The sequence below is a fragment of the Halorussus halophilus genome (assembly GCF_008831545.1).
GTDB lineage: Archaea > Halobacteriota > Halobacteria > Halobacteriales > Haladaptataceae > Halorussus > Halorussus halophilus.
The window spans coordinates 1656315-1681595 of the sequence record NZ_CP044523.1; the positions used below are offsets into that span (position 1 = coordinate 1656315).

Genomic DNA, 25281 nt, shown 5'->3' on the forward strand with positions numbered 1-25281 from the left:
TTTTATTTTTACTATCTTAACTATGGGTATGCGAGTTGCTCGACGAACAAACTCTGATAGCTGTTCGGGGGGTCTCCCGTGACGCTGTCGTTCCGTTCGACGGCCGAACCGACAGGTATCGAAATTCGCGATCACGTCGAGCAGCGGGTGTACGAACTCTCGACAGCGAGCGACGTCTCGCCGAGTTCCGTCTCCACCGAGCGGTTCCTGTTTCCCGTAGACGACGCCGTCTCGATTCGGACGGACGCGATTTCGCTCCCCCAAATCGTGGCGACGTATCTTCGCGACAGTGACGGCACCATGCGCGCGGAAATCCTGGATGGGACCCAAGAAGTGTTCCCCAACGGCAAGTACTACGTCGAACTGTGCGCCCCGATGAAACTCTATCTCGCCGTCGAAGGTCCCATCTCGGTGTCGGCGACTGCTGAGCGATTCCGATTCGAGTTCGATTCCGAAGCCGAAGTGCTAATCGGCGCACGCTCTCACCACGAGCGACCGGCCGCAACCGTCACGACCACGAGGGACCCGACGGACGTGATGACTGCTATCTCGGCGTTCTCGTCGGCACTGAAGACGACGAGTCCCGAGCGCAGTTTCCCGACGCTCCGGGGGCATCCGCCGCAGATAGAACTCGGCGAGGAACTCCACGTTCCCGACGAGTTGGAGATACCCGAGACGGACGTTCGAATCGAAGTTCCGCCGACGCTGAGTGCACTCTACGTCGTCGCTCCGCTCGCGTTCTACCTCGGGGCCGAACTCGCACCGGGACAGAGACCGCGAATCGTCACCGACAGCGGGTTCACGTACGACCTCGAAGGCCCACTCGGGTACGAGCAGACGGTAGAACGCGTCCTCAAACAGACGTTCTTCTTCGACTGTCTCGTCCGGACGGAGGGTCTCTACGAGGTCGACCTCCACGAACGGCGAGCGGTCGAACCGCTCGTGGACTTGGACTTCGAAGCGTTGTACGACTCGACCATCGGCGAGCAGTTGGAGGGGTACCTCTCCGTCGAGTTCGAAACTATCGAGGAGTACCTTCCGAAGTGGAAGTTGACGACGCACGTCGAACCGACGAGCGACAACGTCGAGTCGCTTCCGTTCGTGGTCAACGACCTCGCAGTCGTTCGGACGCCGAAAGCACACGAGCAATCCCCACAGGTGCAGGCACAACCTGCAACGACTGGCGAGTTCGTTCGGGACGGGGACTTCACCCGTAGTGCAGCGGAGTCGAGCGGCGAGATGCCACTCGTTCACCCTGAACGTACCGACTCGGTCGAACAGGCGTGGCTCGGTGACCACGCGCCCAAGGACGCGAGCAAGGTGACCGCCAAGGCGTTCCGAAATCGCATTTCGAGAGACGTTTCCGAGGGCACGACAGAAATCACGGTCGTCTGTAACGATACCGAGATGGGCGAAGAGAGCGACCTCGCCACCGAAGTGTACGGTTCTCGGGCGGAACTCCCGTTCGAGGTAACGGTCCATCGTAATCTTTCGACCGACGAGCTTCGAGAAGTCTTGCAATCGGAGACTGCGTTCCTGCACTACATCGGTCACATCGGCGAAGACGGTTTCGAATGTGCCGACGGCACGCTCGACGCGACGACGGTGGAGTCGGTCGGAGTCGAGGCGTTCCTGCTCAACGCGTGTAGCTCCTACGAACAAGGGCTTGCTCTCGTCGATGCAGGGAGTGTCGGTGGCGTCGTGACGCTGTCAGACGTCATCAACAGCGGCGCGGTTCGGGTTGGCAAGACGATGATTCGCTTGTTGAACCGTGGATTTCCGCTCCGTGCCGCATTGACGATTGCACGGGGCCGAAGCATCGTCGGTGACCAGTACATAGTAGTGGGCGACGGGAACGTAGACGTAGTGCAGACGGAGAGCGGTCTCGCCGCACTATACGAAATCGAGCGCGACGGAGAGGAGTTCTTAGTAACTCATCGAAGCTATACGCCGAGTACTGCGGGATTAGGTGGCTTCTTCTCACCAGAATTCGTGGAAAACAGGACGTGCTACCTGAACTCGGGAGTTCACGGTCCGTTTTCGCTCACGCGCGACGAATTGAGTATGATGCTCTTACTAGAGAATCTGCCGCTCGTAATCGATGGTCAGTTCACTTGGAGCGAGTCGCTTGACTTAGGTTCGCTGTAGCGCTAGACTTTCACGGTCCGTGAGTGACCAGAGCGTGAGCCGCAGTCGTGTTCCCTGCTTGTGTCAGTAGCAACAGCATCGTAAATAGCACGCCCATCATTCGCGGGTTCTCTCGGAGATACGTCGTGAGGTTGCCTTCTTGCATGACAACTGTTGCTTATGCCCACACAAATATAAAGTTTTTTACAATATTTTAGACATAATACTGTCAGAAACGGACTTACGGTCTGGTACGATCTCCTATATTATAATTCATTACGTAGTGGGATAGCTGTTTGACAGTCGAAGGGGCGATGACGTTAAAGCCAGACGGACCCAAGAACAGTCGTGGTCTACGTCACTCGCGGGCTCGTCGAGGCGTTGCTCGAACTCGCCGCAGAAGCAGAACCCGAGTCGTTGACTGTCTCGTTGGCTGTGACTTCTGCCGACGAGTTAGACGGCGACGTAGACGTTCCCGCTGGCGTGCCCGTGTTTACGCACTTCTACCCGCCGGACACTGGCGGTTCCATAACCGCGGTGTTCGGTATGGACCTCTCTATCCCTGCCAGACAAACGCAGGGACGGTTCATCACACATCCCGATGGTAATCTAGGTATCGACCGGACCGACGACCTCCACGAAGCGATGCTGGTAGCGGTGCCGCCGTGGGACGAGTCCTCTCTAGCGGCGTTCGACCGGTCAGGGCGTCGCCAATCGTTGGAAATCGTAGACGCGGAACCGCCGACAGAATCGCTGGTCTGAGCTATTCTAGATAGCCGAGTTCGCGCAACTGGCCCGTAATCTCGTCGAACTCCGCTTCGGTGAGCGTGCCTTCTTTCTGGTGTTGGATGACGATACTACGGAGCAGAAAGCGTACGAGGTCGCTCGTACTGGAGAAACTCGTTCCTTCGATGGTCTCGTCCACGCGGTCGGCGAGGTCCTTCGGAATCGACACCGTCGTGTACTCCGTCATAGTTGGAGATGGGACGCCCCACGGGATAGATGTTGTGCCCTCGCCGATACCAAGACGAGCGACCTATCGTTCGAACAGAAGCGCGTAGTGATACGGCGGTAACTCGACCTGTCGTTGCAAGGTAAAGTCCGCCGCTTCGAGGACTGCCGACTCGGTCTCCTCGGGAGTCATCCGGAGGTCAGTCGGTGGTCCTCGCGGACTTCCTGCGACGGTCGTAGCCTCGCGGGGCATATCGTGCCAGTTGACGACGGCGAATCGCCCGCCCGAATCGAGCGAGTCGAACGCTTGCTCTACGAGTCCGGCGGTGTTGCCGACGCCGTGGAACACGTTCGCCAACAGGACGAAATCGACCGTCTCCGGGAGGTGTCGAGCGAGCGACCGAGCGTCACCGACAATCGGTTCGACATTCTCGACGTCTTGTAGGTCCGCGAGAGACGTGAGTTCGTCGGCGAGCGTCTCGTCCAGTTCGAGTGCGTACACTGGTTCGGGGGCTGTAATCCGTGCCGCAGGAAGTGCGAAATAGCCGTTGCCACACCCGACTTCGGCGACGGTCGTTCCGGAACTGATTCCAAGTTCTCGGAGCGTTTCACTCGGGGCTGGCCACAGTTTTCCCCACCAGTCCCAGTCCGGCAAGCCAGTGTTTTGGAACTTTCCCATTACTCTAAACGAGTGAACTCTGCTGGAAGTACCTTTCCATCGTCCTACTGTCTTCCTGCACTACGCTTACATCCCCATGTCGGCCGCGTCGTCCGGCACGGGGAGGTCGTTCGGGGCGACCCCGAGCAGTTCGGCGGCGTGGTCGAGCGCCATGTCGAACCCGTAGTAGCGTTCGAGTTCGTCGGCGTCTGCGCTCGGTCGTACTTTCAGCATCGCGTAGCCCTCGACGTTCTGGGCGATGGCGGCCGTCGCGCCGCCGCTCTCGAATTCGAGGACGCGTTCGGTTTCGGTCTCGTGATAGCGGGCGGTGACTCCATTCGCGGTGGCCTCGCTGTCGGTCATGCGCGAGGCTTCGAGTCGGCGATAGTCGAAGCTACCGGTTTGCTCTCTCGGTCTGGCCTACCCTTCGGAGGGTTCCAGCAGGTCGAAGACGTTGCCGTAGCAGTCTTCGAACGTCACTTCGATACCCCACGGTACCTCCGACGGTTCGCCGTGGAACTCGACGCCGCGCTCGCGCAGGGTCTCGTACGTCTCGCGACAGTCGTCGGTCGTGAGGACGTACAGCACGTGGTCGCCGACCTGCGACCCGACTCGCTCGCGCTTCTCGTCGGTATCGGCCTCGACGAGCGCGAACTGTGGGAACTCCTCGTCGGCGGTCGGCGAGACGGTGACCCACCGGCCACCCTCGGGCATTTCTTCATCCTCCCGTTTCTCGAAGTCGAGCGTCTCGACGTAGAAGTCCAGTGCTTCGTCGTAGTCGTCTACCAATATGGTCGCGTGCGTGAGGCCCGTGAAACTCATGTTTCGAGTGGACGCGCGTGCGGAGAAGGTAAAAATCCGACCCACGTCCGGAGCGAAACTGAACCGGACCGAAAGAGACGACTTCCCTCCGAACTTCGCCACGACCATGACGAAGTGGCTCCAGAGCGGTCGTCGCCGCGACCTCTGTGCCCTGTTGTACGACAGTGGTCCGCTTCGGGGGCAGAAGTTGAAGACGACCCTCGAAGCACACTACGAGACGCATATCGACTCCCAGTCGTTCTACGCGGGGTTGGATTCGTTAGTGGAGAAAGGATTCGTGGAAAGGAGGACGGAAGGCATCTACGACGCCTACGCGCTGACGGAAGCGGGCGAGCGACGCGTCGAGGAGCATTTCGAGTGGTTGCGCGAGAAGATGGAGTGACAGGAAAGGACTCAGGGGGTAGTTCGACTATTCGAGTAACTCGTTCGCAATCGTGTTCCGCAGGACTTCGCTGGTGCCCTCGTAAATCTCGTTGAGCTTGGCGTCTCGGTAGTATCGTTCAGCGTCGAAGTCAGTGGTGTAACCGTAGCCGCCGTGAATCTGGATGCCTTCGTTGGCGACTTCTCGGGAGATTTCCGAAGCGTAGAGTTTGGCTTGGGCGGCGTTCTTGATGAAGTCCTCGCCGCGAATCTTCTTGTCGGCGGCGCGGTGCATCAGCATCTTCGCGGCTTGAACCTTGGTGTCCATGTCGGCGAGTTTGTGCTGGATGGTCTGGAACTCGCTGATAGGCTGGTCGAACTGCTCGCGGTCTTGGGAGTACTCCAGCGCGTCGTCCAGCGCGGCGCGCGCGAGGCCGATGGAGCGCGCGGCGATGGTGATGCGGCCGCCGTTGAGCGTCTTCAGCGCGTGGACGAAGCCACGCCCCTCGTTGCCGAGCAGACGGTCTTCGGGGATGCGCATGTCGTCGAAACGCAGTTCTGCGGTGGGACAGCCCTTGTCGCCGAGTTTCTTCTCCGTGCCTTCGACGTGGAAGCCGTCGTCCTCTTCGGGTCGGACGACGAACGAGGAGATACCCTTGTTGCCAGCGTCGGGGTCTGTCTTGGCGAAGACGGTCACCGTGTCCGCGACGGAGCCGTTCGAAATCCAGAGCTTGCCCCCATTGATGACGTACTCGTCGCCGTCTTTCTCCGCAGTCGTATCCATCGCCGGAACGTCGCTCCCTGCGCCCGGCTCAGAGAGCGCGAACGCGCCGATGTCGTCGCCCTGGTTGAGCGGCGTGAGGTACTCCTGCTTCTGCTCCTCGTCGCCAAACTCGTAGAGCATGTTGCCCGCGAGGCTGGTGTGGGCCGCGACGATGGTGCCGAGGCCGCCCGAACCGCGCGAAATCTCTTCGAGACCGATGGCGTAGGAGTGGTAGTCCAGTCCCGCACCGCCGTACTCTTCGGGGAACGGCATGCCCATCAGGCCGAGGTCGGCCATCTCGTCTACGAGGTCCGCAGGGAACTCGTCTGATTCGTCGATTTCGGCCGCTCGCGGCTTGATTTCCTCGTCGGTGAACTCCGCGACCATGTCGCGAATCTGTTTCTGCTCGGCGGAGAGGGTGAAGTCCATGCGCAAAACTTGCGCGAGTTGGGCCTTTAGTTTTCCCTTATTACGAGGGGCGGGAGAGACACGGAGTGTCTCGACTGGTCCTCGATGGAGAGCGACGAAGCCGCGGAGCATGGGCACTGAGTGATAGGGAAGCGGCCCTCAAAGCGGGGCGCGAGACGCGAGCGACGTAGCCGCCAGAGAGGTATAGGGAAACGAGAAATTTGTCTCACTACGTTCGACAAACCGCCGCCAGACCGGATTTCCGGCGAGGTTCGCAAACCTTCGGTTTGCTCACCACGGCGAGCGCAGATGCACGTGAAACAGCTTCTCGCAGTTCTCCGCACCGCAGACCGGACAAGTCTCCGTTTCTTCCGCCTCGGCGCTCGACCCCCGAGCGATTTCGGGGTCGGCCGCCGCGATGACTCGCGTTCCGGCGTGGCCGAGTTCGTAGCCACCCTTCGTCTCGCGGACGAAGTACGAACAGAGCTTCGTCAGGTGGTAGTTGAACTTTCCAGTGTCGCGGATGCCGACTGCTTCTCGAAGTTCCGTGAACGTGAGCGCATCGTCAGTCTCCGAGAGTTCCCGAAGGATGTCGGCGCGAATCTCGTTGCCGAGTACTTCGAGGGCGTCGGTCAACTCCTCCGACGAGTTCGACATACTACAGGTTCGTCCGGTCGGGACTATCAATCCCGCGGAATTTGTCGAGCAGATTAGAGAACTCCAGTTCGCCGAACGCTCAAGTCGCTCTCGGGAGTCGATTTCCGGTACGATGAGTTACGGGTTCGCAGACGCGGCGCGCAGTCGTGTGGCAGTGCTACGAAATCGCCAGTTTCGCCGACTGCTCGCGGGACGCGCCGTAAGCGTCCTCGGCGATGGACTGTACAGTGTCGCGGCGATGTGGTTAGTATACGAGATGACCGGTTCGACGGCGTACACGGGACTCGCTGGGTTTCTCTCCCGCGCACCCGGTATCCTGAAGGTCTTCGTCGGACCGCTCGTAGACCGCGCGCCGCTCGGTCGGACGCTCACGCTCTCGGAACTCGCACAAGCGTCGCTCGTCCTACTCGTCCCGATAGCGGCCGCGTTCGGCCACCTGAACGTCGTCGTCGTGTTGACGGTCATGCCACTGCTCGCGCTGGCGAACCTCTTCTCGGGGCCTGCGCAAAATGCGACCATCCCGCGAATCGTGCCGGACGAACGACTCGTACGGGCGAACTCGGTCGGGCAAGTCGTCACGAAAGCCAGCGACGCCACGGCACGCGGCGTCGCTGGCGTGTTGATTGCCGCAATCGGTGGGGTGGCGCTCTATCTCGTAGACGCCGCGACCTTCGTCCTCGCCGCGATTCTGCTGGGGTCGCTGTCGATTCCAGCGCGGGAGAGCGAGAAGAGTGGGAGTTCCGACGCCGACGCGTTCGACTTCGATGGCTACGTCGAGGATTTGCGAGAAGGTTTGGACCTCCTCGCAGACTCCGTCCTCGGCCGGATGCTCGTCGCGAGTCTGTTCGCCAACTTCCTGACCGGCGTCGCACTCGCGGTGCTCCCTGCCTTCGCCGAAGGCATTGGCGGTGCAGAGCTGTACGGCCTGCTCCTCGCGGGGATGACCGTCGGGACCGTCGCCGGGTCAGTCCTCGCGTCGTTCTTCGACCGGTACCCGCTCGGTCGGACGACTATCGCAGGGCTCGTCGTCTCCGGACTCGCGTGGGCCGGCGCAGTCGTCCTGCCGGGACGACTGCTTACCGTCGCCTTGTTCGCTGCCTCGCGGGTCCCGCTCGGCGTCTACAACGTCTCGGTGTCGGCTACGCTTCAGACGGGCGTTCCGGACGACTTGCTCGGTCGCGTGTCGGCAGTGGTCGGAAGCGCGACGAGTCTCGTCCTCCCGGCAGGCATGTTGCTCGGCGGTCTCGCAGGCACCCGTTTCGGAAGTAATTCGGTTATGTTCGCCAGCGCGCTCGGGTCGGTGTTGATGGCAGGCTACTGGCTGGCGATACCGTCGTTGCGGCGATTTGGACCGCCGACCGAAGTTGCGTCTGGAGAATTTTATCGGGCTTAGAACAGCTTTCGGCGCAGGTCGTCGGCCGCGAGCGCGCCTTGGAAGGCCCACGAGAGCTTCTTGTGCTTGTGCGCCACACTGGCCATGCCGAGCAGGAGGAACGCCCGCTTCGGTCGCCCTCTGTGCATGGCGAGACCTGCCTGCGCGAGCAGCGACAGGGAGTTGAGGCCGCCTTTCTGGAGATTTGCGGGTGCGCCGAACAGGACCTTCGCGGCGTCGAGCGGCGTCGGGGGTTTCGGTGGCATATCCGAACTGTGGAGAGCGGTCGGGATAAGCGTTCGGCCGGACGACACGAAGCGACGCGAACGCGTCGAGGGGAGTCGATAGTCGAGACAATGGGTCGTCAGACAGGAAACCCGTCGCCCCCGGAACGACGAAAAATACAGCGTGTTTGCTCAAGCTTTTCCGTCTCGGGTCCTTAGGTGCTAAAAATCAATGGACACGGAGCCTCCCAGCGAGCGAGACGCCGCCGAAGTCGAGTGGTGTTTTGATGCCGTAGAAGGCGTCTCGCGGACGTTTGCGATTACTATCGACGTACTGGAGGAGCCGATGGCGTCGGCGATCTGCGTCGGCTACCTCCTCTGTCGAGTCCCCGATACGGTCGAAGACGCTGGACACATCCCCGCCGACGAACAGGCGCGTCTCCTCGAAACGTACGACAAGGTTCTCGACCCCGACGACGAGACGGCCGCCCGAACGTTCGGCCGCGAGGTCGAGGAGTGGGTCCCAGACGACCGAACCGAGGACTGGGACGTGGTCGCCCAATCCGAGCGCGTCTTCCGCGCGTTCGAAGCCCAACCTCCCACTATTCGAGAGGCAGTCCGCGGACCGGTTCGAGAGATGGTAGACGGTATGGCGACGTTCGTAGACCGCTACGCAGACACCGAAGGGCTTCGCATCCAGACGCCCGCCGAGTTGGAGGAGTACTGCCACTACGTCGCGGGCACCGTCGGCGAACTCATCACGAATCTCGCCTGTCGCGGCGACGTGGACCCGGAGCGCGAGCGCATGCTGTACGACCACGCCGAGTCGTTCGGTCGCCTGCTCCAACTCGTCAACATCGCTAAGGACGTGTACGCAGACTACCACGAGGAGAACAACGTCTACCTTCCGGCGTCGTGGCTCCGCGCCGAAGGTGTCTCTCCCGAGGAAGTCTGTACGCCCGAAAACGAGTCCGAGACGGCTTCTGTCGTTTCCCGCACTGCCGACCGCGCTCGTAGCTACGCCGACGACGCCCAGACGTACCTCGAAACGGTGCCGCTCGCACACGGCAACACGCTCGCGGCGTGGGCGATTCCGTATCTGCTCGCGGTTGGCACGCTCCGCGAAGTCGCCAAGCGACCGGAGGACGCCCTTCGAGAGGCGGGCATCAAGATAACTCGGGAGGAAGTCCACGCAGTCATCGCGGCGTTCGCCGCAGAGGCAGACCGGGATGCAGTCGCGGAGATTCGGTCGATAATTTCTGAACAACCGTTTCACCGGGCGTAGAATCGCAATAGAAGGAAGACGACAAACTCGCTCGTTCAGTACTCGTAGAAGCCCTTCCCCGTCTTCTTTCCGAGGTCGCCCGCGTCAACTTTGCGCTTGAGCAGGTAGGCGGGCTTGTAGCGGTCGCCCAGTTCCTCGTGGAGCGTCTCGCTGGCGTCCAGACAGATGTCGAGGCCGATGTGGTCTGCGAGTTCGAGTGGTCCCATCGGGACGTTCGTACCGAGTTTCATGCCCTTGTCGATGTCCTCCTTCGTGGCGACGCCCTCGTCGAAGGCGCGGATGCCCTCGTTGAGCCACGGCATGAGGATGCGGTTCGTGACGAAGCCCGGCTTGTCGTCGGACTCCCACGTCTCTTTGCCGAGATCTTCGGCGAGTTCGTGGGCGAGCGCGGTCACGTCGTCGTCGGTCTTCTCGCCGACCACGACTTCGACGCCCTTCATCACAGGCACGGGATTCATGAAGTGGAGGCCGACGATTTGTGCTTCGCGCTCGGTGACGCTCGCGATGGTCGTGATGGAAAGGGTAGAGGTGTTCGTTGCGAGGACTACGTCTTCGGGGAGCGTCTCGTCCAAGTCAGCGAAGATGTCCTGCTTGATGTCCATGTCCTCGACTGCGGCCTCCACGACGATGTCGCAGTCCGTGAGGTCCGCGAGGTCCGTCGTTCCAGTGATTCGGCCGAGGGTGGCTTCGGCCTCTTCGTCGCTCATCTTGTCCTTGCCGACGAAGCGGTCGAGACTGCCTTCGATGGTGTCGAAGCCGTTCTGGACGAACTCCTCTTGGATGTCGCGCATCGTCACCTCGTAGCCCGCTTGGGCGGCGACCTGCGCGATGCCACTTCCCATCGTGCCTGCGCCGACTACGCCGATGCTGTCGATGTCCGAAAGCGTACGTACCATGACTCGCAATTCTTGCGCTCGGGTGGTAAGGGTACCGAAGCGAGTCAGGCTTCCAGAGCGTCTAGCAGGTCCCCGCTCTCGACAATCGTGGCGAACTCGCCCTGCAACTGCGCCAGCGCGACGCGGTGGTTCTGCTCGGCAGAAATAGTTTCACTCGGTTCGCTCGACTCCCCGGCGGGGACCTTCCGGTCGAACGTCGCCGTCGCGTCCGAGACGACCATAGGGTCGAATCCGAGATTTTCGGCCATCCGCGTCGTCGTGGAAACGCAGTGGTCTGTCGTCAATCCCGCGACGACGACAGTTTGGTAGTCGCGCTCGCGGAGCCACGACTCTAACTCGGTGCCGATGAAACCACTGTTGACGCGCTTGACGAACTCCGGTTCGTCGCCCGTGGGAGCGAGTTCGTCCACGAACGCGAATCCGGGTTCGTCGCCGCGAAGCGGCGAATTCGGTTCGGTCGAGTCGTGGCGGACGTGGACGACCGGTCGGTCGTCTTTCCGCCATGCGTCCAGCAGCTCGGCGGCGCGTGCCTCTGCGTCCGGGTTGGTCCGGTCGCCCCATCCTGCGTCCTCGAAGCCCTGCTGGAAGTCCACCAGCAGGAGGACCGCGTCGGCGGGTAGTTCGAGGCTCACGATTCCACCAGTAAGGTGCTTTTGGGGTGTTCTCTGGTCACGCGAATCGGACACGTCTCGGGGGCTTGCGATTCGTCTTCCGAGAAGAGGTACTGCTTCCACTCCCGGTCGCCTTCGACGCCCCAGTCGCCGAGGTCTGCGTGCGGACAGACGCCGTCGTAGCTCTCTAGTCGCCCTTGGATGATTTCGCGTGCGCGCTGACCCTTGTCGGTGTCGGCGGTGACGCCATCGAACACGTCCCGCGGTTGGAACGTGATTTCGAGACCGACCGGACAGTATCGACTCTTGCGGTCCTCGTAGAACGGTGCGCGACAGGTTGGAAACATTGGCGTGCCGCCGAAGCAGAACTCCCAGTGTTCGTCGTCCGGGTCGGTCGGAATCTCCTCGGGCCACGGCGATGGGTCGTGGACGTGCAGGAACTGGAGGACGTGCCACATCGATTCGTGGTACTCCGACTCTGTCAACTGCTCCTCCGGTGGTCGGAAGAAGACGGTCAGCGGCGCTCGCTCGCTGTGGTCCTGATACGTGTCGAGATACTCCCCGAGCGTCTCACCGAGCGCGAGCAGTGCGTCTTTGTCGGTCATCGACTCACAGAAGGTGTACAGTCCTAACCCTTCGCGCTCGGACTCGACGCCGAAGTAACACGGGAACGGCGTGTCGTTTCGCTCGCCGAGGATTCCCTCGTGGAAACTCTCGTAGTGAGCGACGGCCCAGGCGGGTAGCGTACCCGCCTCGACCCGCCGTTCGACGGCCGACTGGTCGAGGAGCGCGTCCAGACCCGGTTCGTTCATACAGGACGTTTCGGTTCGGTGCCTCTATCGCTTTCGTTGTCGGCGAAGTTCGTTCGTCGTCGTTTTTCTCTTCTTTTCGATACGTTCCTGGAAAATCACCAGACATGACGGGACCGAGACCTCTTTTTGTTGTTCCACCCCTTGCAAAACATTGAAGCCATGTTAGTGTGAGACCGAATTGAGCTGGTGAGGCCCGTGAACGAACACGAAGACGAAACAGAACCCAACGACCCTGAAGCACTGACAGACATCAAGTGGGTGGGTCCAGCGACCGCGGAGGTACTCGCGGACGCACCGTTCGACGCGGTCGGCATCACGAACAAGACCGTCTCCTACGAGATGCTGATCGAGGCCGGAGTGAACGCCGGAATCGCGACCAAAATTCGCAGGGAACACTCCCTGTCGTGGTCGTTCGAGAGTAGCGACGACACCCTCGAACGTCGCTCGACCAACGTCCGCGGCCTCCAAGACGGCGAGCGCGAGTGGGTCGCGGCAAGTGGTGGCGACTGGGAGGACGCAGAACCCGAGACCACCGAGACGACAGACGGTGACTGGACCCCGACCGGCAAAGCGACTACCGACGGGAGCGGAGCCGCCGAAGCGGCAGAGGCCGCGTGGCGCGAACGGAGCAAGCCCGACCCGATTACGGACGTCGAGTCCATCGACGAGAGCATCGCCGAGACGCTCGCGGAGGGCGGCATCACCTCCGTGCGAAGCCTCGCGACCGCCGACCCCGAACACGTCGCCGACTCGCTAGAGCTGGACGAGGAGCGCGTCACTCGCTGGTGGAACGCGGCCCGGGACATCGCCTGACTTTTTACTATCTGAGTAGTAATCCTTAGGGTTCGTTTACATTCCCTCACCGGGGTTCTTCACCGTAAAACACGTGCTAAACGTTTGGGTCTATTTCTCACAATGACCAGTAAACTCTTATGCGTGGTTATCCGATTTGGAAACGAATGATACCGCTTTCCGACTCACCGGTAACGCGCGACGGCAAGTCTCTCATCCTCGCTATGGACCACGGTCTGGAACACGGTCCCTCTGCGGACTTCAGTTCGGTTCCGGACTCGCTGAACCCCGAGAAAGTGTTCGAAACCGCGACGCACGACGCGGTCACTGCGCTGGCGGTTCAGAAGGGCGTCGCCGAGACATACTACCCCTCCTACGACGACTCGGTCAACCTCCTCGCGAAGCTGAACGGCACGAGCAACCTCTGGATGGGCGAACCGTACTCGCCGAAGAACTGGACGGTGGACTACGCCGCCGAACTCGGTGCCGACGCCGTCGGCTACACCGTCTACTCCGGGTCGAACCACGAACCGAAGATGTACGAGGACTTCCGCGACGTGCAGGAGAAGGCCCACCGCGACCACGACCTGCCGGTCGTCATGTGGTCGTATCCGCGCGGACAGGGTCTGAAGAACGACACGAAAGAGAGTACTATCGCCTACGCGACCCGAATCGCGCTGGAAATCGGCGCGGACATGGCGAAGGTCAAGTACCCAGGTAGCCGCGAGTCGATGGAGTGGGCCGTGAAGTCCGCGGCAGACATGCCGGTCGTCATGAGCGGCGGGTCGAAGGTCAGCGACTACGAGTTCCTCTCCAGCGTCGAGGCAGTCATGGACGCTGGCGGCAAAGGTCTCGCGGTCGGCCGTAACGTCTGGCAGCGCGACGACCCCGAGTCGCTCCTCGACGCGCTCGAAAAGGTCATCTTCGAAGACGCGACCGCAGACGAAGCCCTCGAATAACGAATGGGAGACACAGTCGCCGAAATTATCGACGTAGTCGCCAGCAGTGCCCCCGAGATTCGGGGCGGTCTCACGGGCCGTCGCCGTAAGGCTGACGAGCAGAACCCCAGCGGCGAGACCCAGATGGCCGCCGACGTGTGGGCCGACGAACTGCTCGAAGAGCGCCTCACGGCAATCGACGGCGTCGGCCAGTTCGCCAGCGAAGAGCGCGAAGGAGTCATCGACGCAGGGGAAGGGAACTACGCAGTCGCCGTGGACCCCCTCGACGGGTCGTCGAATCTCAAGTCGAACAACTCGATGGGCACTGTCCTCGGAATCTACGACGCCGAACTGCCCGCGAAGGGCACCGAGCAAGTCGCGGCGACCTACGTCCTCTACGGGCCGATTACGACGATGGTCGTCGCACGCGACGACGAAGTGACAGAATTCGTCATCGAAAACGACGGGACGCAGAGAACGGTCACCGAAGACCTCACGCTCCCCGACGAGCCGGTCGTCTACGGATTCGGCGGGCGCGTCCCCGACTGGACCGACCGATTCGCCGATTACGCGAGCGAAATCGAAGCCGAACTCAAGTTGCGCTACGGCGGCGCGATGATAGGCGACGTGAACCAGGTGCTGACTTACGGCGGCGTCTTCGGCTATCCCGAGTTGGAGTCGCGGCCCGAAGGAAAGCTTCGTCTTCAGTTCGAGGCTAATCCGATGGCCTACATCTTAGACGCCGCGGGCGGCGCGTCTTCGAACGGCACGCAGTCGATTTTGGAGGCAGAACCAGCAGGACTGCACGAACGGACGCCGCTGTATCTCGGCAACGAAGCCTTGATAGAACGGTTAGAATCGACGTTCGCGTAGGACCCGCTATTCACCTACTTCTGCGATTTTCCAGTCAGCGTCCGCCACTCGCTCGACGGCGAGTTCATCGCTCGCATCCCCGAGGAGTCGGAACTCAAAGGCACCCTCGGTCCGCCGAAGTTCCAGATTCAGCGTCGTCACGTCGGCACTGACCTGCGTTCGCCGCTCTTGTGGCTTCCAGTCGTCGCGTATCGCGGTGAGTCCGAACTCTTCGTATTCGAGACCGACGGACTCCTCGATGGTCCCCGACTCGTTGTACACCTCCCCGACGATACCCTCGTTGGCGTCCGTCTCAGAGACCACGAGCGTGTACGTCTGCATCGACATGCGACGAGGTTCGGTAGACACGAGTTTCAGTTTGTGGCAGGATATGTCAAAGTCGTAGGCAAGGGTGAGGGTATCGGGTAGTTCGAGAATGGTGGAAGCGGTCGTTCTCAGTTGACGGTACCGGACGATTCATCCCACGCCGCGATAAATCGAACCTGTGGCCGATGGAATCGCATTCGCCGTCTTCTCGGCGCTCGTCTGGGGTGGGTATCTCTTCGCGCTCAAGCGCTACTTCTCGGCGTATCCACCCTCCGTGGTCGTCGTTACTGCCAACACGGCGGCTGTCCTGTGGTACCTTCCCGTCGTACTGTTCGCCCCGGCCGAGGGGCCGCCCGTCGAGACGGTGAATCTCTCAGTGCTGGCGCTCACTGCGTTCGTCCTGCTCGCCAGCGCTGTGGCGTACGTCGCCCTCCTGCGCGCCATCTCGGTCGGCGACGTGTCGTACGTCGCGCCGCTCGGAAAGCTCGTTCCGGCGTTCACACTCCCGCTGGAGGTACTACTAGTCGGCGAGAACCTGACAATTCCACAGATTACGGGCGTCGGCTTCGCTACGCTCGCCGTCTACCTCGCCAACTACGAGGGCACCGAACTGCTCGCGCCTATTCGACGCGCGGCGACGTATCGCCCTGCGCAACTTGCACTCGGAAGCGCGGCGCTCTACGGCGGCGTAGACGTTGGCACGCGAGTACTCCTCCAAGGTGCGGGCTTCCGCCCAGACATCTGGGTCCTCGTCTACACTGGTGGGGTCGCGGCGGCGCTGGTTCCCCGCGCAATTCGGAAGTGGCCCGCCGACTTCGCCGGAGAACTCCCGAAGTTCGTCGTGGTGGGTGGTTTCGTGGCCGTCGGTACTCACACCATGTCCCAAGCGTTCGCCGTTCTCCCGGCGAGTGTCGTCTCGCCGATTCTCAACACACAGGCAATCGTCGCGGTCGTTCTCGGCGGGGTCCTGCTCGGAGAAGACCGCTTCGCGCTCCGCTTGGTCGCAGGCGCAGTCGCCATCGTCGGCATCTCGCTCATCGCGCTCGGCTAGGCACCTGCGGCAAATTCCACCAATCCCAAAGGGAAAACTGTTTGAAATCGCTGGCCGGATTCGAATACATGAAGGTCCGCATCAGCGACGGGGCGACCGACGAGGAAGCCTCGGCCATCGCGGAGGCACTCGCCCAACACGTCCACGACGAGGTCGAAGTGTACGTGGGCGACGGCGACGTACCGGCCGTCGTTCGAGAGGGTCCCGCTCCTGCCGCGGGAACAGAGTCGGCAAGCAAATCGGCCCCGGAGACCGAAGACGAGTACGGTCCCACGGAGCGCGAGGAGTCGCTCTGGGACGAAATCGAGGAAATCGAACTCGGTGGTCCCGAGAAGTACAAAGAGCGACTTGGCGAGAAGGGGAAACTGTTCGTCCGCGACCGACTCGACCTCTGGTTCGGGGAGGACGGCATGCTGTTCGAGGACGGCAAGTTCGCCAACTTCGACGAGTGGCACCCGGACAGTCCGGAAGTTTCCGAGGACAACGACGACCGACTGCCCGGCGACGGCCTCCTGACGGGTGCGGCAGAGTTCGAGGGCCGTGACCTCCACTTCATGGCGAACGACTTCACCGTGAAAGCTGGCTCGATGGCCGAGAAGGGCGTCGAGAAGTTCCTCCGGATGCAACAGCGCGCGCTCAAGTCGGGCAAGCCAGTCCTCTATCTGATGGACTCCTCCGGTGGCCGAATCGACCAGCAGACCGGCTTCTTCGCCAACCGCGAGGGCATCGGCAAGTACTACTACAACCACTCGATGCTCTCCGGAAGAGTCCCCCAGATTTGTGTCCTCTACGGGCCGTGTATCGCTGGCGCGGCGTACACCCCGGTGTTCGCCGACTTCACCATCATGGTCGAAGGCATGTCCGCGATGGCAATCGCCAGTCCGCGGATGGTCCAGATGGTCACCGGCGAGGACATCGACATGCAGGACCTCGGCGGTGCGCACGTCCACGCAGAGGAGTCCGGAAGCGCGGACCTCGTCGCCGAAGACGAGGAACACGCCCGTGAACTCGTGGCGAATCTGATCTCGTACCTGCCGGACAACGCCGACGAGAAACCGCCCGTCACGGACGGGAAAGCACCAGCGAAGTCGCCCGAGGGAATTGACGGCGTGATTCCGGAAGCTCCGAACAAGGGCTACGACATGAACGAAGTCATCGAGCGCGTGGTGGACGACGGCTCGCACTTCGAACTCAAGCCGAACTACGGTGGGGAGATCATCACGTCGTTCGCCCGCATCGACGGCCGTCCGGTCGGCATCGTCGCCAACCAGCCAGCACAGCGCGCGGGTGCCATCTTCCCAGACGCCGCAGAGAAGGCCGCAGAGTTCATCTGGACCTGCGACGCCTACGACGTGCCACTGCTCTACCTCTGTGACACGCCGGGCTTCATGGCCGGGTCGCAGGTCGAGAAGGACGCAATCTTGGAGAAAGGCAAGAAGTTCATCTACGCCACTTCCTCGGCGACGGTACCGAAACAGACCGTCGTCGTCCGGAAAGCCTACGGCGCGGGCATCTACGCGATGGGTGGTCCTGCCTACGACCCCGAGAGCGTCATCGGGCTTCCGTCGGGTGAAATCGGCATCATGGGTCCGGAGGCGGCTATCAACGCAGTTTACGCGCGAAAGCTCTCCGAAATCGAGGACGAAGACGAGCGCGCCGAACGCGAGGCCGAACTCCGCGAGGAGTACCGCGAGGACATCGACATCCACCGCATGGCGAGCGAAGTGGTCGTGGACGACGTGGTGCCGCCGAGTACGCTCCGCAAAGAACTGGAGAACCGATTCGAGTTCTACGCGGGCGTCGAGAAGGACCTGCCTGACAAGAAGCACGGGACGATTCTCTGAAGACCGTCAGGAACAGTCTGTTCCAGTTTACCGTCCCTGTAATCAGGTATTTCGGCCGATAGACGGGTCCTCTGTTCAGTTTTCACCCACTCCGCTACACGTTGGTGAAACGAACTAGCAGACCGATTAATCTCCCGCGTCGAAGGCTAAGGAGCCCTATAACAATACACCGAGCTATCCTCTGTGGAGACGTGACGAGGCGCAGTCGAGCGCCAGCACGGAACTCCATCATGAGCACGGACGGACAACCATCGCTGATTCGCAGTAAGGTAACGCACGCGTTCCCGGACACCGCCGGGACCCTCGGTAGCTGGGAGCGCGCCCTATGGGCACTCGTCGCCGTCGCACTCGTCGGGGACTTGGTGACGACCTACTACGGACTGAAAGTCGGACTGACAGAGTCGAACCCGGTCGCCCGCGCCGCAATGCACCAGTTCGGCTTCGCCGCGATGGGGGCACTGAAACTGTTCGCAATCGGCGTCGGACTGCTCTGTCGGCAACTGCTCCCCGAACGCTACGTCCTGCTCGTCCCTGCGGGACTCGCCGTGCCGTGGATGGCGGCCGTATTCATCAACCTCTCGCTGGTCACGATGGTTGTCTGAACCAACCGTTTTCTGCGTCGGGTGGCCAGCGCGCTTGCGTGCTCGGCCACCGCTCCTTGAAAAACGTCGATGAAAAAATGGACGCAGAGAAATCCGCACGCTTTGCGCGCGGATTTCTCGCGTCTTCTGATACTTGTGAGACTACCACAGTCGGCGCGCCAGCGGCGCCGAACCGCATGACCCCAACTCGACTGGCTACTGATTTTCCTGCTTCAGCGACAGCACCGTCCGCTCGAACTCGCAGACGAGGGTTTCGTCCTCGTCACCGCCGTTCACTTTGAACGCCTCGACTCTCATCGTCACGATGCCGCGCTCGCCGTCGCTGGTCTCGCGTTTGTCCGTGACCGTCGATTGGGCGCGGATGGTGTCGCCGTGGAACACCGGGTTCGGATGCTCTACGTCGTCGTAGCTGAGGTTGGCGACGATAGTGCCGTCCGTCGTGTCGGGAATCGAGACGCCGACGGCGAGGCTCATCGTGAGGAGTCCGTTGACCAGTCGCTCGCCGAACTGCGTGTCCTCGGCGAACGCCGCGTCGAGGTGGAGCGGTTGCTGGTTCATCGTCATGTCGCAGAACTGCTGGTTGTCCGACTCGCTGATAGTTCGGCGTTTCTCGTGTTCGATAGTCTGGCCGACTTCGAACTCCTCGTAGTAGAGGCCACTCATGGCCGAGACGACGTTCCGGGTGGCAAAAAACCCCGCCGATTCGGGGACGACAGGGACTGTTTGAGTTCGTTATCAGCGTTGAAATCCGGCGTTATGCCACCCATAACAAAGCGTATTTGCTGACTAACTGTGCTTGCAGTCAGACACAGTCGAGATTTACACATGTCTAAGGACGCAACCCGGTTCGAGTGGGCGACGCCACAGGGGGAATGTGAGCGCGCTGGCTCTGCCACCGGACACGAAGCGGTCGAGTCACCGTGGGGCGAGACGCCCTCGGCCGGAGGTCTGTCGAACGCCCGCGAAGAAGTATCGTCGCGGTCGCGTTCGACCACTGTCAGCGACGCCCACTCTGGGTCGTCCGAAGACGATAGAATCCGCTGGCGTTTCCGAGCCGACGGTCCTATCGAGACCGAACCGACGGTCGATTCGGGGACCCTGTACCTCGGCTGTGCGGACGGCTGCACGTACGCCCTCGACGCCGACGACGGAACGACTCGCTGGACGTTCCACTCGGGCGGCCGCGTGACCGCCCCGACCGTGGGGGACGAAGTCGCGTACGTCGGAACGAACGCCGGAACGCTGTTCGCAATCGATACCGGGACGGGAGACGAACGCTGGCGATACCACGCGCCCGACGCCATCGAGGCTTCGCCGGTCGCCGACGAGGAAGCCGTCTACGTGGCGGCCGACGACGGGCGGGTCGCTGCCCTCCACCCCGCAGACGGCGCGCCGCTACGGACCTTCCGCAACGCGGGGCGAGCGCCCTGCTCGCTCGCACTCGACGGTGAACGACTCCTGTTCGCCAGCCTCGACGGCGGCGCGTACGCCCGTGACCGCGCTGATGGACGCGAGCGATGGCGATTCAAGCCCGCCGTCGCAGTTCACGGGTCTCCGCTGGTCGCTTCGGGAACCGCCTACCTCGGGACGGTAGACGACGGCCGCCTCTACGCTATTTCCGCAGTGACGGGCCGCGAGCAGTGGCACGTCACGACGGACGCCGACATCTGGTCCTCGCCCGTGGTGGCCGATGGAACGGTGTACGTCGGCGGCGGCGACGGGAACCTCTACGCGTTCGACGCCGCGGACGGCACGGAACAGTGGCGCTTCGATACCGGGGAACGAGTCTGGTCGTCCCCGGCACTCGACGGCGACGTACTCTACGTCGGCAACGACGCAGGCGACCTCTACGCGGTCGGGAAGCAGACGGGAACAGTCGCGTGGCACGTACAGGTCGGGGACGCAATCGTCGCGTCTCCCGTCGTCGCAGGTGGGACGGTGTACGTCGCCGACTGTGGTGGGACGGTGTACGCCGTCGATTCGTGACGACGGCGCTTTTTCTGCGAGTCCGTTCCGGCCATCGTTAAACCGCCGGAGCGCGTCTGGCCGACCATGCCACGACGAAGTGTCATGTTCACGCCCGGCGACAGACCGGAGATGCTGCGGAAAGCACCCGGAGCGGGCGCGGACGTCATCGTCTTCGACTTGGAGAACGCAGTCGCTCCCGACCGGAAAGCCGAGGCACGCGCCGCGGTTAACGAAGTGCTCGCCGACCCCGAATTCGCCCCGGACTGCGAGGTCTGCGTGCGCGTCAATCCGACTGGTATCGCCGCAGACGACGACTTAGATGGATTCCTCGATGGGGGCGAGCGCGGCGACGCCAACGACACGCTCGACTCGGTGATGCTCCCGAAGACCGAATCGGCTGACGACGCCGAGACGTTGGCACGCTTGCTGGACGAGCATGATGCTGAAGTTCCGATTCTCGCGCTCGTTGAAACTGCCGCGGGAATCCTCAGTGCAGAGGAAATCGCAACCGTCCCCGAGGTAGATGCCCTCGTGTTCGGCGCTGAAGACCTCGCGGCCGACATCGGCGCAACCCGGACGAGAGAAGGAACGGAAGTCCTCCACGCGCGCGAACACGTCGTCCTCGCGGCCAGCGCGGCGGGCGTCGATGCAATCGACACGGTCTACACCGACATCGAAGACACCGAGGGATTAGCCGACGAAACGGAGTTCGCCATCGAGTTAGGATACGACGGTAAGATGGCGATTCACCCTGGACAGGTCGCGCCGATTAACGAGGCGTTCACGCCCGCCCAAACGCGTGTCGAGTGGGCCGAGCGCGTGCTGGACGCGAAAGAAGCGGCCGACAAAGAGGGCCGCGGCGTCTTCCGCGTGGACGGCGAGATGATAGACGCGCCGCTGATTGCGCAGGCGGAACGAGTCATGGAGTACGCGCGGGCGGCAGAAGAATAGCGGCGAAACTCACGGCTCTTCGACTACGTCGAGCGTCTCGTCGAAGGTGAACACGCGCCGCTCGTCCGCGATGGTGACCGGAACTTCGACGCGAAGCGGTCGCTCGTTCGCCACCGTCGCCATCGGCGGCCTGAGCCAATCGAGGTCCCACGGGGGCGTCTCCCGCAGGACGATGTCGTGTTCGTAGTGGAACGCAACGAGTGCGGGATGCGTGAGGACGACGATTGGAACGACGGTAGTCCAACTGTCTCCGCATCGTCTGCACCCGTAGGCGACGATAGCCTCGAAGTCGGTGCCACGGACCCACTCTGGCGCGTCGTCGTCCGTCGCCGCGTGGACCGACCGGTCGAAGCGGCCGTCGCAGTTCGGACAGAATCCCTTCTCCGCGCTCCAGTGCATCCTGTCGAGCCACCGGTCCACGACGCTCGGAATCTCCTCCCGAGGCCACGCTTCGAAGACGCCCGGCGGCACGTCGAAGTCCGTGTAATCCCCGCAGTCAGGGCAGGTAATTTTGACGCCGCCGTCCCGAAATCTGAGTTTCATCGGTTCTCCGCACTCTAAACAGGGCGCCGCTGTCGCCATCCCGTCGGCGTCGAACCGTTGTGAGTAGCTTCCAGAGAGAACGGCTCCGACGACTCGCTTCCCTGCGGCGGTGAGTTCGTACCCACTGTCGCCGACAGCCTCGTCGTTGTCGGTGCCGTCGTCACCGTCGCCGACACTGCGAACGAATTGACCGTCGATTTTCCCGAGATGGTAGTTGAACTGTCCGGCGTCGCGGACGCCGACCTGCCTTCGAAGTTCGCTGAACGCGAGCGGACTGTCGGCCGCCTCGTTCAGGGCTTCGAGGATACCGAATCGCGTCTCGTGTGCCAGCAGTTCGAACGCCTCCTCGGGCGACAGACGTTCGCTCGTCACGTCGTCGGCATCGGTCATGCGACCGCGTTCGCTCCCGACGCCTAAATAACAACTGCTAGGAAAGACAGTGGCGTTCTACGGCCAGAGGCCACGAACGCTCTTCGCTTCTGCGATACGCGAGAGCGCGACGGTGTACGCCGCGTCGCGCCAACTGAGGTCGTCGGCCTCGACTTCTTCGCGCACGTCGTCCCACGCCGAGAGCATCTTCTCCTCTAGCTCTTCGTTGACGCGGTCGAGCGACCACTTGCGGCGGTTGATGTCCTGCAACCACTCGAAGTACGAGACGGTGACGCCGCCCGCGTTCGCGAGGATGTCCGGAATGACCTCGACGCCCTTCTCTTCGAGGATGCTGTCTGCGGCGAACGTCGTCGGGCCGTTCGCGCCTTCTACGACGATATCAGCTTCCACGTCGTTGGCGTTCTCGGCCGTGATGACGTTCCCGATTGCCGCCGGGATGAGGATGTCAACGTCGAGTTCGAGAATCTTCTCGTTCGAGAGTTTCTCGGGCGCGTCGTGGCTCATGACGGCTTCTGGCTCTTCTTCGTGGGACGGAACCGCGTGGGTGTCCAAGCCGTCCGGGTCGTAAATCGCACCGTTCACGTCGCTGACCGAGACGACGTTCGCGCCCCAATCGTCGAGCAGTCGCGCGGCGTTCGCGCCGACGCTGCCGAACCCTTGGACGGCGACGGTCGTCTCTTCGAGGTCGTAGTCGTAGTACTCTGCGGCCTGGCGGGCGATGATGGCGACGCTCCGACCGGGCGACTCTTCACGGCCTTCGCTCCCACCGACGGCCGTCGGCTTCCCGGTAACGACGCCCGGAATCGTCTCGCCTTCCTGCATCGAGTAGGCGTCCATGAACCACGCCATCGTCTGGGAGTCGGTGCCCATGTCCGGCGCGGGGATGTCCTTCTTCGGGCCGATGAATTTTCGTAGCTCTTCAGCAAATCGACGAGTCAGTCGCTCTTTTTCGCCTTCGCTGAGGTCTTTCGGGTCCACGATGATACCTCCCTTGCCGCCGCCGAAGGGCAGGTCCATCACGGCACACTTCCACGTCATCCACATGCTGAGTCCGACACACTCCTGTTCGCTGACGTGCGGGTGGAATCGCAGGCCACCCTTGTACGGGCCGCGAACGTCGTCGTGCTGTGCGCGGTAGCCGGTGAACACTTCGACTTCGCCGCTGTCGCGCCGGAGCGGGACGGCGACTCGATGGACCGTCGTCGGGTGTTTCAATCGCTCGATGACGCCGTCCTCTACGTCGAGGTTGGCGGCCGCGTGTTCGAGTTGGCGACGCGCGGTTTCGAGCGCAGTCTCTGGCTCTTCGGTTTCACCGTCGCTCCCGTTCGACTCGTTGGCTTCGAGGCTTCCTGTAGACATAGTGTTGAGTGGGTTATCGCTCGGCCGACAGCAGTCGTCGCGGCGTCTGGGTCACCGATGGGCGCGTTCGCGCCACCGTCGAAACCCTAACTCGCGCCAGCACTGACTCGTCGCACTGCGTCATTCTGTACGAGAAACGATTTCGCTCGCGTATAAAATATTAATGCTATGGATTCGAATTAGGTCCTAATACACATATGCATACTCCGGGGCGACTTGGAGGTTGCTTAGTCAAAATCGCGTGACGTGAGGGCGTGTCACGTGGGAACGACCATCTCGTTTCCGGAAACTGTATGAGTCGTTACGAACAGTTTTGGAACGTAGGCAGAATTTACCATGTCCGACCAAGCGAATCCCTTCGAAAGTCTGCAAGAGCAGGTAGACGACGCGTCGGCGTATCTCGACGCGTCTGACGACGTAGTGAACCGCCTCAAACATCCCGAGCGCGTGCTCGAAACGAACCTCTCTGTCGAGATGGACGACGGGTCGGTAGAGGTCTTCAAGGCGTTCCGCTCGGAGTTCAACGGCGACCGAGGTCCGTACAAAGGCGGTATTCGATACCACCCGAACGTCTCCCGCGACGAAGTCAAGGCACTCTCCGGCTGGATGGTCTACAAGTGCGCGATCGTGGGTATCCCCTACGGCGGCGGCAAAGGCGGCATCATCATCGACCCCGACGACTACTCCGAGGGCGAACTCGAACGCATCACGCGGTCGTTCGCCAAGGAACTGCGCCCGTTCATCGGCGAGGACAAGGACATCCCCGCACCCGACGTGAACACGGGCCAGCGCGAGATGAACTGGATCAAAGACACCTACGAGACGCTCGAAAACACGACCGAACCCGGCGTCATCACGGGCAAGGCGCTCGACAGCGGCGGCAGTGAGGGTCGCGTCGAAGCGACCGGTCGCTCAACGATGCTCACCGCGCGCGAGGCGTTCGACTACCTCGGCCGCGACATGGAGGGCGCGTCTGTCGCCGTCCAAGGCTACGGGAACGCTGGTTGGATTGCTGCCAAACTCATCGACGAACTCGGCGCGAACGTCGTCTCCGTCAGCGACTCCAGCGGTGCCATCTACCGCGAAGACGGCTTCGACCCGCGCGACGTGAAAGACCACAAGAACGAGACCGGAAGCGTCTCCGGCTACCCCGGTGCCCAAGAGGAGTTCAGCAACCGCGACCTGCTGACCCTCGACGTGGACCTGCTCGTCCCTGCCGCGCTCGAAAACGCCATCGACGGCGACCTCGCGACGGACGTACAGGCAGACGTAATCGTCGAAGCGGCCAACGGCCCGCTCACGCCCGATGCCGACGACGTTTTCGCCGAGACGGACACCTACGTCTTCCCGGACATCCTCGCGAACGCGGGCGGCGTCACCGTCTCGTACTTCGAGTGGGTCCAGAACCGCCAGCGGTTCTACTGGTCCGAAGAGCGCGTCAACGACGAACTGGAGACCATCATCGTCTCCGCCTTCGACGACCTCATCGAAGCCTACGAGGAAAACGACGTGCCGACCATGCGACAGGCCGCTTACGTCGTCGCAATCCAACGCGTCGTCGATGCCTACGAAGAGAGCGGCAACTGGCCGTAACGGAAACGGGTAGACAGACCTTCGACAGACTACAGTGGGACTCCACTGACTCACACCACACCGGACTGGACCCAACTGGACCGACCCGAACCGGCTCGAACCGACTTGACCCGACTCGAACGTCG

The 25281-nt window shown here is 62.0% G+C and carries 29 protein-coding genes; 14 read left to right on the top strand and 15 right to left on the bottom strand.

Going from position 1 to position 25281, the window contains the following annotated elements:
• Positions 1 to 78: 78 nt before the first annotated feature.
• Complete coding sequence (locus F7R90_RS08165; protein ID WP_158056779.1) at positions 79 to 2148, top strand: hypothetical protein; 2070 nt, start codon at positions 79 to 81, stop codon at positions 2146 to 2148.
• Positions 2149 to 2158: 10 nt separating this feature from the next.
• Here F7R90_RS08165 and F7R90_RS22710 read toward each other — a convergent pair whose 3' ends face one another.
• Complete coding sequence (locus tag F7R90_RS22710) at positions 2159 to 2293, bottom strand: DUF7503 family protein (protein ID WP_267905113.1); 135 nt, start codon at positions 2291 to 2293, stop codon at positions 2159 to 2161.
• 182 nt (positions 2294 to 2475) lie between these two features.
• Here F7R90_RS22710 and F7R90_RS08170 point away from each other — a divergent pair, with 182 nt between their 5' ends.
• Positions 2476 to 2889, top strand: coding sequence for a hypothetical protein (locus F7R90_RS08170; RefSeq protein WP_158056780.1), 414 nt, complete (start codon positions 2476 to 2478; stop codon positions 2887 to 2889).
• 1 nt (position 2890) lies between these two features.
• Here F7R90_RS08170 and F7R90_RS08175 read toward each other — a convergent pair whose 3' ends face one another.
• The 4 genes from F7R90_RS08175 to F7R90_RS08190 form a co-directional block, all read right to left on the bottom strand.
• Positions 2891 to 3100 carry a ribbon-helix-helix domain-containing protein gene (locus tag F7R90_RS08175; RefSeq protein WP_158056782.1) on the bottom strand — a complete coding sequence of 70 codons (210 nt, stop codon included), beginning with the start codon at positions 3098 to 3100 and terminating at the stop codon, positions 2891 to 2893.
• 63 nt (positions 3101 to 3163) lie between these two features.
• Positions 3164 to 3757 (bottom strand): class I SAM-dependent methyltransferase, encoded by a 594-nt coding sequence (locus F7R90_RS08180; RefSeq protein WP_158056784.1) that lies wholly within the window; start codon positions 3755 to 3757, stop codon positions 3164 to 3166.
• 66 nt (positions 3758 to 3823) lie between these two features.
• Complete coding sequence (locus F7R90_RS08185) at positions 3824 to 4099, bottom strand: DUF7111 family protein (RefSeq protein WP_158056786.1); 276 nt, start codon at positions 4097 to 4099, stop codon at positions 3824 to 3826.
• 57 nt (positions 4100 to 4156) lie between these two features.
• Entirely contained in the window at positions 4157 to 4558 is a 402-nt protein-coding gene (locus tag F7R90_RS08190; protein WP_158056788.1) for a VOC family protein, read from the bottom strand.
• A 106-nt stretch (positions 4559 to 4664) separates the two neighbouring features.
• On the opposite strand from F7R90_RS08190, the gene F7R90_RS08195 reads away from it, so the two are divergent.
• Positions 4665 to 4940 carry a helix-turn-helix transcriptional regulator gene (locus F7R90_RS08195; protein WP_158056790.1) on the top strand — a complete coding sequence of 92 codons (276 nt, stop codon included), beginning with the start codon at positions 4665 to 4667 and terminating at the stop codon, positions 4938 to 4940.
• Between the two features lie 27 nt (positions 4941 to 4967).
• Here the strand turns inward: F7R90_RS08195 and F7R90_RS08200 are convergent, their stop codons facing one another.
• Both F7R90_RS08200 and F7R90_RS08205 read right to left on the bottom strand, forming a co-directional pair.
• A complete protein-coding gene (locus tag F7R90_RS08200) occupies positions 4968 to 6110 on the bottom strand; it encodes an acyl-CoA dehydrogenase (RefSeq protein WP_158056792.1) in 1143 nt (380 codons plus the stop codon).
• 270 nt (positions 6111 to 6380) lie between these two features.
• Entirely contained in the window at positions 6381 to 6746 is a 366-nt protein-coding gene (locus F7R90_RS08205; RefSeq protein WP_158056794.1) for a winged helix-turn-helix domain-containing protein, read from the bottom strand.
• Between the two features lie 112 nt (positions 6747 to 6858).
• Here F7R90_RS08205 and F7R90_RS08210 point away from each other — a divergent pair, with 112 nt between their 5' ends.
• On the top strand, positions 6859 to 8139 hold the full coding sequence (locus tag F7R90_RS08210) for an MFS transporter (protein ID WP_192498440.1): 1281 nt from the start codon (positions 6859 to 6861) through the stop codon (positions 8137 to 8139).
• Here the strand turns inward: F7R90_RS08210 and F7R90_RS08215 are convergent.
• Complete coding sequence (locus tag F7R90_RS08215) at positions 8136 to 8384, bottom strand: hypothetical protein (protein ID WP_158056798.1); 249 nt, start codon at positions 8382 to 8384, stop codon at positions 8136 to 8138. The two genes, F7R90_RS08210 and F7R90_RS08215, sit on opposite strands and share 4 nt — an antisense overlap.
• Positions 8385 to 8574: 190 nt before the next feature.
• Between F7R90_RS08215 and F7R90_RS08220 the strand changes: the two genes are divergently transcribed.
• On the top strand, positions 8575 to 9627 hold the full coding sequence (locus F7R90_RS08220; protein WP_158056800.1) for a phytoene/squalene synthase family protein: 1053 nt from the start codon (positions 8575 to 8577) through the stop codon (positions 9625 to 9627).
• A 35-nt stretch (positions 9628 to 9662) separates the two neighbouring features.
• Here F7R90_RS08220 and F7R90_RS08225 read toward each other — a convergent pair whose 3' ends face one another.
• Genes F7R90_RS08225 through F7R90_RS08235 form a run of 3 tightly spaced genes read right to left on the bottom strand, consistent with a single transcriptional unit; the run spans position 9663 to position 11946 of the window.
• Complete coding sequence (locus F7R90_RS08225) at positions 9663 to 10523, bottom strand: 3-hydroxyacyl-CoA dehydrogenase family protein (RefSeq protein WP_158056802.1); 861 nt, start codon at positions 10521 to 10523, stop codon at positions 9663 to 9665.
• 44 nt (positions 10524 to 10567) lie between these two features.
• Positions 10568 to 11158 carry a cysteine hydrolase family protein gene (locus tag F7R90_RS08230; RefSeq protein WP_158058871.1) on the bottom strand — a complete coding sequence of 197 codons (591 nt, stop codon included), beginning with the start codon at positions 11156 to 11158 and terminating at the stop codon, positions 10568 to 10570.
• On the bottom strand, positions 11152 to 11946 hold the full coding sequence (locus tag F7R90_RS08235; protein WP_158056804.1) for a YqcI/YcgG family protein: 795 nt from the start codon (positions 11944 to 11946) through the stop codon (positions 11152 to 11154). Before F7R90_RS08235 ends, F7R90_RS08230 begins: the two co-directional genes overlap by 7 nt.
• Positions 11947 to 12132: 186 nt before the next feature.
• Here F7R90_RS08235 and F7R90_RS08240 point away from each other — a divergent pair, with 186 nt between their 5' ends.
• The 3 genes from F7R90_RS08240 to F7R90_RS08250 all read left to right on the top strand — a co-directional run bounded on the left by F7R90_RS08240 (position 12133) and on the right by F7R90_RS08250 (position 14549).
• Positions 12133 to 12759 carry a DUF7409 domain-containing protein gene (locus tag F7R90_RS08240; protein WP_225741297.1) on the top strand — a complete coding sequence of 209 codons (627 nt, stop codon included), beginning with the start codon at positions 12133 to 12135 and terminating at the stop codon, positions 12757 to 12759.
• A 146-nt stretch (positions 12760 to 12905) separates the two neighbouring features.
• Positions 12906 to 13697 carry a class I fructose-bisphosphate aldolase gene (locus F7R90_RS08245; protein WP_158056806.1) on the top strand — a complete coding sequence of 264 codons (792 nt, stop codon included), beginning with the start codon at positions 12906 to 12908 and terminating at the stop codon, positions 13695 to 13697.
• 3 nt (positions 13698 to 13700) lie between these two features.
• The gene (locus F7R90_RS08250; protein WP_158056808.1) at positions 13701 to 14549 is read left to right on the top strand and encodes a class 1 fructose-bisphosphatase; all 849 of its coding nucleotides are present in this window, start codon (positions 13701 to 13703) and stop codon (positions 14547 to 14549) included.
• A gap of 6 nt (positions 14550 to 14555) precedes the next feature.
• Here F7R90_RS08250 and F7R90_RS08255 read toward each other — a convergent pair whose 3' ends face one another.
• Positions 14556 to 14876, bottom strand: coding sequence for a hypothetical protein (locus F7R90_RS08255; protein WP_158056811.1), 321 nt, complete (start codon positions 14874 to 14876; stop codon positions 14556 to 14558).
• A gap of 157 nt (positions 14877 to 15033) precedes the next feature.
• Between F7R90_RS08255 and F7R90_RS08260 the strand changes: the two genes are divergently transcribed.
• From F7R90_RS08260 to F7R90_RS08270, 3 genes are all read left to right on the top strand, one after another.
• Positions 15034 to 15906, top strand: a complete 873-nt coding sequence (locus tag F7R90_RS08260) for a DMT family transporter (protein ID WP_158056813.1) — start codon at positions 15034 to 15036, stop codon at positions 15904 to 15906.
• A gap of 68 nt (positions 15907 to 15974) precedes the next feature.
• Entirely contained in the window at positions 15975 to 17750 is a 1776-nt protein-coding gene (locus tag F7R90_RS08265) for an acyl-CoA carboxylase subunit beta (RefSeq protein ID WP_158056815.1), read from the top strand.
• Positions 17751 to 17980: 230 nt separating this feature from the next.
• Positions 17981 to 18352, top strand: coding sequence for a DUF5658 family protein (locus F7R90_RS08270; RefSeq protein ID WP_158056817.1), 372 nt, complete (start codon positions 17981 to 17983; stop codon positions 18350 to 18352).
• 195 nt (positions 18353 to 18547) lie between these two features.
• Here the strand turns inward: F7R90_RS08270 and F7R90_RS08275 are convergent, their stop codons facing one another.
• Positions 18548 to 19015, bottom strand: coding sequence for a MaoC family dehydratase (locus F7R90_RS08275; RefSeq protein ID WP_158056819.1), 468 nt, complete (start codon positions 19013 to 19015; stop codon positions 18548 to 18550).
• A gap of 162 nt (positions 19016 to 19177) precedes the next feature.
• Here F7R90_RS08275 and F7R90_RS08280 point away from each other — a divergent pair, with 162 nt between their 5' ends.
• Both F7R90_RS08280 and F7R90_RS08285 read left to right on the top strand, forming a co-directional pair.
• On the top strand, positions 19178 to 20338 hold the full coding sequence (locus F7R90_RS08280) for an outer membrane protein assembly factor BamB family protein (RefSeq protein WP_158056821.1): 1161 nt from the start codon (positions 19178 to 19180) through the stop codon (positions 20336 to 20338).
• A gap of 66 nt (positions 20339 to 20404) precedes the next feature.
• Positions 20405 to 21271, top strand: coding sequence for an HpcH/HpaI aldolase/citrate lyase family protein (locus F7R90_RS08285; protein ID WP_158056823.1), 867 nt, complete (start codon positions 20405 to 20407; stop codon positions 21269 to 21271).
• 9 nt (positions 21272 to 21280) lie between these two features.
• On the opposite strand, the gene F7R90_RS08290 is transcribed toward F7R90_RS08285, so the two are convergent.
• Entirely contained in the window at positions 21281 to 22204 is a 924-nt protein-coding gene (locus F7R90_RS08290; RefSeq protein WP_158056825.1) for a DUF7351 domain-containing protein, read from the bottom strand.
• Between the two features lie 57 nt (positions 22205 to 22261).
• Complete coding sequence (gene gdhB, locus F7R90_RS08295; RefSeq protein ID WP_158056827.1) at positions 22262 to 23563, bottom strand: glutamate dehydrogenase GdhB; 1302 nt, start codon at positions 23561 to 23563, stop codon at positions 22262 to 22264.
• 336 nt (positions 23564 to 23899) lie between these two features.
• Here gdhB and F7R90_RS08300 point away from each other — a divergent pair, with 336 nt between their 5' ends.
• Positions 23900 to 25156 (top strand): Glu/Leu/Phe/Val family dehydrogenase, encoded by a 1257-nt coding sequence (locus F7R90_RS08300; protein ID WP_158056829.1) that lies wholly within the window; start codon positions 23900 to 23902, stop codon positions 25154 to 25156.
• Positions 25157 to 25281 lie beyond the last annotated feature (125 nt).